The sequence below is a fragment of the Streptococcus sp. GMD1S genome (assembly GCF_000296875.1).
In the GTDB taxonomy this organism is placed as follows: domain Bacteria; phylum Bacillota; class Bacilli; order Lactobacillales; family Streptococcaceae; genus Streptococcus.
The window spans coordinates 1-11,307 of record NZ_AJQY01000467.1 but is presented as its reverse complement, the minus strand read 5'-3'; the positions used below and the strand labels follow the sequence as shown (position 1 = coordinate 11,307).

At 33.1% G+C, this 11,307-nt stretch carries 6 protein-coding genes and 1 CRISPR repeat array; of the genes, 4 read left to right on the top strand and 2 right to left on the bottom strand.

Features of this window, described 5'->3' with window-relative positions; translation table 11 throughout:
• Window positions 1–290 precede the first annotated feature (290 nt).
• From cas9 to csn2-St, 4 genes are all read left to right on the top strand, one after another.
• Window positions 291–3,656 (top strand): type II CRISPR RNA-guided endonuclease Cas9, encoded by a 3,366-nt coding sequence (cas9, locus tag GMD1S_RS11345; RefSeq protein WP_001013909.1) that lies wholly within the window; start codon window positions 291–293, stop codon window positions 3,654–3,656.
• Window positions 3,657–3,833: 177 nt separating this feature from the next.
• Entirely contained in the window at window positions 3,834–4,742 is a 909-nt protein-coding gene (gene cas1 / locus GMD1S_RS11340; protein WP_000220253.1) for a type II CRISPR-associated endonuclease Cas1, read from the top strand.
• Window positions 4,743–4,746: 4 nt separating this feature from the next.
• On the top strand, window positions 4,747–5,070 hold the full coding sequence (gene cas2 / locus GMD1S_RS11335; protein WP_001268300.1) for a CRISPR-associated endonuclease Cas2: 324 nt from the start codon (window positions 4,747–4,749) through the stop codon (window positions 5,068–5,070).
• A complete protein-coding gene (gene csn2-St, locus GMD1S_RS11330; protein WP_001056912.1) occupies window positions 5,067–6,110 on the top strand; it encodes a CRISPR-associated protein Csn2-St in 1,044 nt (347 codons plus the stop codon). Before cas2 ends, csn2-St begins: the two co-directional genes overlap by 4 nt.
• 70 nt (window positions 6,111–6,180) lie before the next feature.
• Window positions 6,181–10,573: a CRISPR direct-repeat array (repeat unit 36 nt; unit sequence GTTTTTGTACTCTCAAGATTTAAGTAACTGTACAAC).
• Window positions 10,574–10,757: 184 nt separating this feature from the next.
• Here csn2-St and GMD1S_RS11325 read toward each other — a convergent pair.
• Together GMD1S_RS11325 and GMD1S_RS12090 are read right to left on the bottom strand one after the other, a co-directional pair.
• The gene (locus GMD1S_RS11325) at window positions 10,758–10,937 is read right to left on the bottom strand and encodes a hypothetical protein (RefSeq protein WP_001233347.1); all 180 of its coding nucleotides are present in this window, start codon (window positions 10,935–10,937) and stop codon (window positions 10,758–10,760) included.
• 268 nt (window positions 10,938–11,205) lie between these two features.
• The coding region (locus tag GMD1S_RS12090) for an HAD family hydrolase (protein ID WP_008283897.1) at window positions 11,206–11,307 on the bottom strand (102 nt) is incomplete at its 5' end.

Below are 11,307 nucleotides of genomic sequence, written 5' to 3'. Positions count from 1 at the left end.
TCCCTTAGTTCAATGGATATAACAACTCCCTCCTAAGGAGTAGTTGCAGGTTCGATCCCTGCAGGGGGCATATAAACTATTGATTTTTTATGTAGAAATCACTCAAGTTAAAATAGAAATCTAAAAGCGTGAGACCACGCTTTTTTGTTTGTGGTGAATGATGGAAGTGGGAGAATTTGAATATAATTATATATAGTAAAAGATTTTAAGTAATTGCTTATAATTATTTGATTTTTTAGGAAGGAAAGAGTAAAATTTAGTTGATATGATAACTAGTTAGGAGATTGACTATGAACGGTTTAGTTTTAGGATTGGATATTGGTATTGCATCCGTAGGAGTGGGAATTCTAGAAAAAAATTCTGGAAAGATTATCCATGCGAATTCTCGTCTTTTTCCAGCTGCAACAGCTGATAATAATGTTGAAAGAAGAAAAAATAGACAGGCTCGACGATTACATCGTAGGAAAAAACACCGTGGTGTTCGCTTTCAAGATCTATTTGAAGACTATGGTTTGTTAACTGATTTTTCTAAGGTATCCATTAATCTTAATCCATATCGACTTCGTGTAGATGGCTTGAATCAGCAACTAACGAATGAAGAGCTGTTCATAGCTTTAAAGAACATTGTTAAGAGACGTGGTATTAGCTATTTAGATGATGCTTCTGAGGATGGGGGTACAGTATCATCTGATTATGGTAAGGCAGTTGAAGAAAATAGAAAATTACTTGCTGAACAAACACCTGGTCAAATCCAACTAGAACGTTTCGAAAAATATGGTCAGGTAAGAGGAGATTTCACTGTTGTGGAAAATGGTGAGAAACGCCGATTGATCAATGTTTTTTCAACATCTGCTTATAGAAAAGAAGCTGAAAGAATTCTTAGAAAACAGCAGGAATTCAATAGTAAAATTACAGATGAATTTATAGAGGATTGTCTAAAAATCCTTACAGGGAAAAGAAAATATTATCATGGACCAGGTAATGAAAAATCTCGGACGGATTATGGACGTTTTAGAACAGACGGTACGACGTTAGATAATATTTTTGGTATTTTAATTGGGAAATGTACATTTTATCCGGATGAATACAGAGCTTCAAAAGCTTCCTATACTGCTCAAGAGTTTAATTTACTAAATGATTTAAATAATTTAACAGTTCCTACAGAAACGAAGAAACTTAGTGAGGAACAAAAGAAAGTTATTGTTGAGTATGCTAAGGAAGCTAAAACCTTAGGAGCCTCAACCTTATTGAAGTACATTGCTAAAATGATTGATGCTTCAGTAGATCAGATACGTGGTTATCGAGTTGATGTAAACAATAAACCTGAAATACATACTTTTGAAGCATATCGAAAAATGCAATCGCTAGAAACAATTTCAGTTGGGGAATTGTCTAGAAATGTTCTAGATGAGCTTGCCCATATTTTAACTCTAAATACTGAACGAGAAGGTATAGAAGAAGCGATTAACACAAAGTTAAAGGATTCTTTTAGTCAAGACCAAGTACTTGAATTAGTTCAATTTAGAAAAAATAATAGCAGTCTATTTAGTAAGGGATGGCATAATTTTTCTCTTAAACTCATGATGGAATTGATACCAGAACTCTATGAAACTTCAGAAGAGCAAATGACAATTCTAACACGATTGGGGAAACAAAAATCTAAAGAAATATCAAAAAGAACCAAGTATATTGATGAAAAAGAATTAACAGAAGAAATTTATAACCCTGTAGTAGCAAAATCTGTCAGACAGGCCATAAAGATAATCAATGAAGCAACTAAAAAACATGGTATCTTTGATAATATCGTTATCGAAATGGCGCGTGAAAATAACGAAGAAGACGCTAAGAAAGATTATATAAAACGTCAAAAGGCAAACCAAGATGAGAAAAATGCAGCTATGGAAAAGGCTGCATTCCAATACAATGGGAAAAAAGAGTTACCAGATAGTATTTTTCATGGGCAGAAGGAATTGGCTACTAAGATTCGTTTATGGCACCAGCAGGGAGAGAAGTGTCTCTATACTGGGAAGAACATTCCAATTTCAGATTTAATTCACAATCAGTACAAGTACGAAATTGACCATATTTTACCTCTTTCTTTATCGTTTGATGATAGTCTATCTAATAAAGTATTGGTTCTAGCTACAGCAAACCAAGAAAAAGGCCAACGTACTCCGTTTCAGGCTTTAGATAGTATGGATGATGCCTGGTCCTACCGTGAGTTTAAATCTTATGTAAAAGAGTCTAAATTATTAGGTAATAAAAAGAAAGAGTACCTTTTAACGGAAGAAGATATTAGTAAAATTGAAGTGAAGCAGAAATTCATCGAACGGAATTTAATTGACACTCGATATTCTTCTCGAGTTGTTTTAAATGCTCTACAAGATTTTTATAAAGCGCATAAATTCGATACAACTATTTCGGTGGTACGTGGACAATTTACCTCTCAGCTAAGAAGAAAGTGGGGACTTGAAAAGTCTCGTGAGACTTACCATCATCATGCTGTTGATGCCTTAATTATTGCCGCTTCGAGTCAATTAAGATTATGGAAAAAACAGAATAATCCTCTGATTGCTTATAAAGAAGGACAGTTTGTTGATTCAGAGACTGGAGAAATTATTTCATTAAGTGATGATGAATACAAAGAGTTAGTGTTTAAAGCTCCTTATGACCATTTTGTTGATACATTAAGTAGCAAGACATTTGAGGATAGTATTCTATTTTCTTATCAAGTAGATTCAAAATTTAATCGAAAAATTTCAGATGCTACAATTTATGCAACAAGAAAAGCGAAATTGGATAAAGAGAAGTCTGAAGAAACTTATGTTTTAGGTAAGATTAAAGATATTTATAGTCAAGCAGGATATGATGCTTTCATTAAAATTTATAATAAAGATAAGAGTAAATTCTTGATGTATCACAAAGATCCACAAACATTTGAAAAAGTGATTGAAGAAATTTTAAGAACCTATCCTTCTAAAGAATTGAACGATAAAAATAAAGAGATCCCTTGCAATCCTTTTGAGAAATATAGACAAGAAAATGGGCCTATTCGAAAGTACAGTAAAAAAAGTAATGGTCCAGAAATTAAAAGTCTTAAATACTATGATAATAAACTAGGTAATCACATTGATATCACACCAGAAAGTAGTGATAATCAAGTGGTTCTTCAGTCACTTAAGCCTTGGAGGACAGATGTTTATTTTAATCATCAGACTAAAAAATATGAATTGATGGGTTTGAAATATTCTGATTTATCCTTTGAAAAAGGTAGTGGGAAATATAGTATTTCTAATCAGAAGTATAATTCTATAAAGAGAATTGAAGGTATCGATGAGCAGTCTGAATTTAAATTTACTCTCTATAAAAATGATTTGATATTAATAAAAGATTCAGAAAACAATGAACAAAAATTATTTAGATTTAATTCAAGGAATGATACGGCAAAACATTATATCGAATTAAAACCTTATGATAAAGCTAAATTTGATGGAGAACAAGAATTGATAACGATACTTGGAAATGTTGCGAAAGGAGGACGGTGTTTGAAAGGATTAAATAAATCAAATATCTCTATTTTTAAAGTCAAAACAGATGTTTTGGGTAAAAAACATATCATTAAAAAAGAGGGTGACGAACCAAAACTCAAATTTTAAAAAATATTAAAAAAAGAGTTGCAAACGCTGGTACAATGTATTATAATAGTAAATGTAAGGGACGCCTTGCACAGTTACTTAAATCTTGCAGAAGCTACAAAGATAAGGCTTCATGCCGAATTCAACACCCTGTCATTTATGGCGGGGTGTTTTCGTTTTGTGAAAGAGGGAAATACGATGACTTGGAGAATTGTGCATGTCTGTCAGAGTGAAAAAATGCAATTGAAGTTGGATAACCTTTTAATTAAGAAAATGGGTCAAGACTATGTTATCCCACTGAGTGATATTTCGATAATTGTAGCAGAAGGAGGGGAGACTGTTGTAACTTTAAGGTTATTAAGTGCTTTAAGTAAGTACAATATTGCCTTGATTGTCTGTGATAATGAGCACTTGCCTACTGGAATTTATCATTCTCAAAATGGCCATTTTAGAGCCTATAAAAAATTACAGGAGCAATTATTGTGGACGCAGGAGCAAAAAGATAAATTATGGCAGATAGTGACCTACTTCAAAATAAACAATCAGCAAGATGTTCTTGCAATGTTTGAGAAAAATATTGAATGCATTCAATTATTAGCAGACTATAAAGATCATATTGAATATGGAGATAAAACCAATCGTGAAGGTCATGCTGCTAAAGTTTATTTCAATGAATTATTTGGAAAGAAATTCGTACGTCTTACACAACAGGAAACGGATGTCATCAATGCTGGCCTAAATTATGGTTATGCAATCATGAGAGCGCAGATGGCACGTATTATTGCTGGTTATGGTTTGAATCCTTTGATTGGCATTTTCCATAAGAATGAATATAACCAGTTTAACTTGGTTGATGATCTAATGGAACCTTTTCGGCAGATTATCGATGTCTGGGTCTATCAAAATTTACGAGATGAAGAATATTTGAAGTACGAGTTTCGCTTGGCGCTAACAGATACATTAAATGCAAAGATTCGTTATGGGAAAGAAACGTGTTCTGTAACAGTAGCAATGGATAAATATGTCAAAGGCTTTCTAAAATGTATCTCTGATAAGGATACTAGTAAATTTTACTGTCCGGTGGTGTCGAGTATAGAATGGAGCTAAAGAAATGAGGTATGAAGCATTGAGATTATTGTGTTTTTTTGATTTACCAATGGAAACTAATCAAGAAAAAAGGGTCTATCGTAACTTTCGGAAAGATTTAATTGCCAATGGTTTTGAAATGTTGCAGTTTTCTGTTTATTATCGAACCTGTCCTAATCGAAGTTTTGCAAGTAAATTCTATAAAAAATTAAGTCAGAGTAATTTACCAAGTGGGAATGTCCGTTTGCTAGCTGTGACTGAAAAACAATTTTCTGAAATGGTTTTAATAATTGGTGGAAAAACAAAGCAAGAAGAAGTAGTCAGTGATAATAAGTTGGTAGTTATATGAACATGAACATTAGTTATCCATACAAGGATAAAATTTCATTAAGTTTTGGTCAATTTACTCAAATTGTAGGTCAAGATCAGCAATTAAAATATTATATTTGGCAGATACTATTATGGTATTTTGGAGGAAAAAAATATAGTGAGGAAGATTTAGTTCTATTTGAACAAAATGAGCCTAAAATACTAATAGACGATATAATGGTTTCCCGGTCAGAATTCAGTGTTATTCAAGTGTCCAATATCAATGATTTAATTGAACAAATGGAATATAAAAAAGGAACAGTAGCCTATGATTATATAAAGAAAAAGATTAATTCTATAGAGATAATGGAGCAAATTGAAAATATCAATGACAATCTAGATAGGATTTCACTTCTATTGAATCAGAAGTTGAATCTTCAATTAGATGAAATTATCTATCATACCGAAGCAAAATATTTTAATACGGATCAATTGATTCAAAAGAATTTTTTACCATACTTTGGAAAAAATGATAAAAATATATCCTTTGAATTTGTAGACAATAAGACAAAGTTTTTATTATTTCTTTCCATGTTAGAAGTCATGGCGACGAACAGTTCTGAAAAGTTTTTGCTTGTCTTACGAAATTTGGATGATTTTCTATCCTATAGTGATTTTGTTGAATGTTGCGAGAAAATGGAGTTTCTGACTAATCATAATGATTCATTATATATTGTTTTGTTTCCTTCCAATGAAGGTTATCTTCATGTCACGAAAGAAGTTTTAGAGGAAATCAATATTGTTTCCGATTATGTTGATCATTTTTATTCGCTAGAATTCATGTATGATCGCTTTACCAATCAGTATCCAATAAATCAAATACCTGATGAACAAGAATTTTTAACTTCTTTAAGAAAAATTGGATCCTATTTATTTAGCTCGGACATTCTCCACATGAGTCTATCTGTAGAAGATCAAGTGGCATTAAAAATTTTGAATAATTTGTATCAATATGAAATGAAAAAAAAATTCTGTATTGGATCAATCAATCCTATGTTATTGAAATATTTGGAAGAATAGTATTGACGAGTGAGATTTAAGGCTTTATAATGTTTTTGAGGGAACAAAAATCAAAATTGACGAATTTGAGGTTTTTGTACTCTCAAGATTTAAGTAACTGTACAACCCATTGTTGAGGACGAAGTGTTCAATCAAGGTTTTTGTACTCTCAAGATTTAAGTAACTGTACAACTTCCACAACTGAGTAACCGATAAAAAAGCAGTTTTTGTACTCTCAAGATTTAAGTAACTGTACAACAGTTCTTGACTGTGATATTTGCTCCTGAACGTTTTTGTACTCTCAAGATTTAAGTAACTGTACAACCTCGTTCCCATTAGATGTTTCAAACACCTTGTTTTTGTACTCTCAAGATTTAAGTAACTGTACAACAACATTGATATTTCAACCTTTCTAAGCATTGTTTTTGTACTCTCAAGATTTAAGTAACTGTACAACATCACCCCTTTCATGGTGTAAAATAGGGTAGTTTTTGTACTCTCAAGATTTAAGTAACTGTACAACCGCCCGCTGGGAAGAAGACCCACGCATCATGTTTTTGTACTCTCAAGATTTAAGTAACTGTACAACCCCAGTCATAATTATCCCAACCAAAAACTCGTTTTTGTACTCTCAAGATTTAAGTAACTGTACAACCATTATCAAATAATCTTAGTCAGATTGAACGTTTTTGTACTCTCAAGATTTAAGTAACTGTACAACAACTTCGTGCTAAAGGTTACATCAAGGGTAGTTTTTGTACTCTCAAGATTTAAGTAACTGTACAACCTGTTTCAGACGATGGAGATATTTCAACAGGTTTTTGTACTCTCAAGATTTAAGTAACTGTACAACTTCTATTTCTATAATCATTATAACACAATTGTTTTTGTACTCTCAAGATTTAAGTAACTGTACAACTAACAGGTTTACTTGATGGATTGGCGCTGGGTTTTTGTACTCTCAAGATTTAAGTAACTGTACAACAAAGCCCCATCTTTACTCACCTCCTTTCTAGTTTTTGTACTCTCAAGATTTAAGTAACTGTACAACAGAGTATCATACGAGCCTTGGGATCAAAAGTTTTTGTACTCTCAAGATTTAAGTAACTGTACAACTAGCCCGTCACTTTATTATATCAAACGCACGTTTTTGTACTCTCAAGATTTAAGTAACTGTACAACCTTTTGCTAGCTTGTACGATATTTCACTAAGTTTTTGTACTCTCAAGATTTAAGTAACTGTACAACCCATCATCAGAATAAGTAAAATCCTGAAAGGTTTTTGTACTCTCAAGATTTAAGTAACTGTACAACACTGAAAAAGCTGTCAAGCTTACTGCTCCGTTTTTGTACTCTCAAGATTTAAGTAACTGTACAACGATAAGCTCATCCACATTGTTAAAACTTCCGTTTTTGTACTCTCAAGATTTAAGTAACTGTACAACCTAAAGCATGGTACGGGGATAAGTTTTCTGGTTTTTGTACTCTCAAGATTTAAGTAACTGTACAACAACGCATTAGATTTCTGGAAGATGAACTGTGTTTTTGTACTCTCAAGATTTAAGTAACTGTACAACCATATTCCTATCATTTAGAAGTTAAACGTAGTTTTTGTACTCTCAAGATTTAAGTAACTGTACAACGAGAACATCGTGGAGGAAGGAGAATAACATGTTTTTGTACTCTCAAGATTTAAGTAACTGTACAACTTAAGGGCGCTGGTATGACACCAGAGATAAGTTTTTGTACTCTCAAGATTTAAGTAACTGTACAACAATGTGTCAACTCATTCACAAGCGGGATACGTTTTTGTACTCTCAAGATTTAAGTAACTGTACAACTGAAGGATGATGGCAAATGGTACTACCTAAGTTTTTGTACTCTCAAGATTTAAGTAACTGTACAACGGTTTTTAAATTGTACTTTTCCATAAAGACGTTTTTGTACTCTCAAGATTTAAGTAACTGTACAACAAGCGATATAGATAATGCTGAGCAGATCAGGGTTTTTGTACTCTCAAGATTTAAGTAACTGTACAACTTTTGGTAAAAAGCACTCTGAAGAAACAAAGTTTTTGTACTCTCAAGATTTAAGTAACTGTACAACCTTTCCTATAATGTAAACCAACATTTAGGCGTTTTTGTACTCTCAAGATTTAAGTAACTGTACAACACCCTGACGGGTCTTATCCAAAAGAAGAATGTTTTTGTACTCTCAAGATTTAAGTAACTGTACAACAAATCAGCAGTCTAACAATTAAGTTTCTTAGTTTTTGTACTCTCAAGATTTAAGTAACTGTACAACTGTTTCCATAAAATTCTCTTTGTTCTGGCCGTTTTTGTACTCTCAAGATTTAAGTAACTGTACAACTACAACAAGACAAAGGACGTAGGGACATTGGTTTTTGTACTCTCAAGATTTAAGTAACTGTACAACTAACACGAGAGTTAAATAATTGCTTTGGTTGTTTTTGTACTCTCAAGATTTAAGTAACTGTACAACTGGTGACACTACAATCAGCAGATGGGTCACGTTTTTGTACTCTCAAGATTTAAGTAACTGTACAACGTCCTTGTGAAACAGCTCCATCAGCAGCTTGTTTTTGTACTCTCAAGATTTAAGTAACTGTACAACATAAAACCGTTACAATTCCATCTGCAATAAGTTTTTGTACTCTCAAGATTTAAGTAACTGTACAACATCGATGAAAGACTGGCTCAGCTTGCGTCTGTTTTTGTACTCTCAAGATTTAAGTAACTGTACAACATGACCGTTTTAATTGGGCGATGGACATTGGTTTTTGTACTCTCAAGATTTAAGTAACTGTACAACTTGGTCCTCAATTGGCTGAACTGGAAATGCGTTTTTGTACTCTCAAGATTTAAGTAACTGTACAACTAAATCCTGCGAAGCCTATAATCGACCTGCGTTTTTGTACTCTCAAGATTTAAGTAACTGTACAACAGCCATGTTATTCATGCCATCCAAAGCCGAGTTTTTGTACTCTCAAGATTTAAGTAACTGTACAACTTATCCATGATACTGAAGCGTTCCATCACGGTTTTTGTACTCTCAAGATTTAAGTAACTGTACAACGCCACCACATCTATAAAAGATTTCGTTCCTGTTTTTGTACTCTCAAGATTTAAGTAACTGTACAACGTAATTTTGTAAGTTTCTTATCCGGTCTTTGTTTTTGTACTCTCAAGATTTAAGTAACTGTACAACATCTTCGATTGTTCTCATTGCTCCATAAACGTTTTTGTACTCTCAAGATTTAAGTAACTGTACAACTTCAGAGCGACCGGACGGGTTGTATGGTCAGTTTTTGTACTCTCAAGATTTAAGTAACTGTACAACAAATTAAGTTAGAGATAGGCAATGTACCTAGTTTTTGTACTCTCAAGATTTAAGTAACTGTACAACCGGTCATACGTGAAGCATTGCCAAGATTGAGTTTTTGTACTCTCAAGATTTAAGTAACTGTACAACCTTTCAAAATTCCTAGGTTCTTCTCATACGGTTTTTGTACTCTCAAGATTTAAGTAACTGTACAACCAGGCGCCTATTACACTCATAACCATCAAGGTTTTTGTACTCTCAAGATTTAAGTAACTGTACAACTCCTTTCTTCTAAATTTGCTTTTTACATTTGTTTTTGTACTCTCAAGATTTAAGTAACTGTACAACAGAAAATTGGAAATTTAGATAAATTTTATGGTTTTTGTACTCTCAAGATTTAAGTAACTGTACAACTAGACCTCAACCAATCGCTGATTGAGACGCGTTTTTGTACTCTCAAGATTTAAGTAACTGTACAACCCTGTACCATGGTTATCCGTCGGATGATGTGTTTTTGTACTCTCAAGATTTAAGTAACTGTACAACAGTTGCTGATGTGTTTTTCATATCCAGCCAGTTTTTGTACTCTCAAGATTTAAGTAACTGTACAACTAAATCTAAAAATTAGAAAAACCACCAAGCGTTTTTGTACTCTCAAGATTTAAGTAACTGTACAACTAAAATATCGAGAAACCTGGTATTTCATGGGTTTTTGTACTCTCAAGATTTAAGTAACTGTACAACAAGATAGCCACAATAGCATCCCAAATGCTTGTTTTTGTACTCTCAAGATTTAAGTAACTGTACAACAGGTGATACAACAGGAATCTGAGGCGCTGGGTTTTTGTACTCTCAAGATTTAAGTAACTGTACAACTCAAAAGAGAGTCGCTCTTGGTACCAAGTAGTTTTTGTACTCTCAAGATTTAAGTAACTGTACAACTTATGTGGCAAGCGCTAACTACTACAGATAGTTTTTGTACTCTCAAGATTTAAGTAACTGTACAACCCGTGAAATTAGTAGTGTTCAAAGGTGCTAGTTTTTGTACTCTCAAGATTTAAGTAACTGTACAACATGCTTGTATTCGCTTTATGGAAATCCTCAGTTTTTGTACTCTCAAGATTTAAGTAACTGTACAACACCTCATGCTTGAAGATGGCCGATTGGCTGAAAAAGAAAGTTTCAACATCGGGCCTGACGGATTGATCACTACAAAATAATTTTTTAAAAATAGAAAGGAAATTTTCTAAAATATTGTTCGAATTGTAACCGCAGGCTCAGGCTTGCGGGCTTTCTTGTTTGCAATAATAAAAGCAGTGACGGAAATCACTGCTTATCAGCTGTAGCAAATTCATAAAGTTTTTCTGCTGTGAGAAGTGCCATTTTGTCCATGCTTGTTTTTCCTTTTCTGAGGTCAGAAACGGTAGTCCATGGCACACCGGCACCTTGTGAAATAGCAGATGTAGAAATAGAACTATTAAGTAATTCTTGAATAACTTTTCTCATATTTTTCTTTACCTCAATTTTTATCTTAATCATATTATATAACGGAGAACCGAGATGTCAAGCGTTTTGATAAATTATTTCTAAATATTTTCGCCCCAAACTTGCCCCCAAAAACTTATTTTTTTATATTTTTTAATAGTTTTTCTCTTTTTAAAAACCATGAATAACAACAAACCAGAAAGACTGATATATATTATTATGTTTGCAGGGGGCATATAAACAGTGTAAAAAACCGCTCAGCTGAGCGGTTTTCGTATTTTATCATACTTTACAGTACCCACGTACGAATAGCATGGGCAACGCCAGATTCGTCATTTGTTTTGGTGATGTATTTGGCGATTTTTTTGAGTTCTGGATTTCCATTTTCCAT

Excerpts from the sequence above, each read along its gene's own strand:
- cas9 (WP_001013909.1), top strand. The coding sequence starts at position 291 with ATGAACGGTTTAGTTTTAGGATTGGATATTGGTATTGCATCCGTAGGA.
- cas1 (WP_000220253.1), top strand. The coding sequence starts at position 3,834 with ATGACTTGGAGAATTGTGCATGTCTGTCAGAGTGAAAAAATGCAATTG.
- cas2 (WP_001268300.1), top strand. The coding sequence starts at position 4,747 with ATGAGGTATGAAGCATTGAGATTATTGTGTTTTTTTGATTTACCAATG.
- csn2-St (WP_001056912.1), top strand. The coding sequence starts at position 5,067 with ATGAACATGAACATTAGTTATCCATACAAGGATAAAATTTCATTAAGT.
- GMD1S_RS11325 (WP_001233347.1), bottom strand. The coding sequence starts at position 10,937 with ATGAGAAAAGTTATTCAAGAATTACTTAATAGTTCTATTTCTACATCT.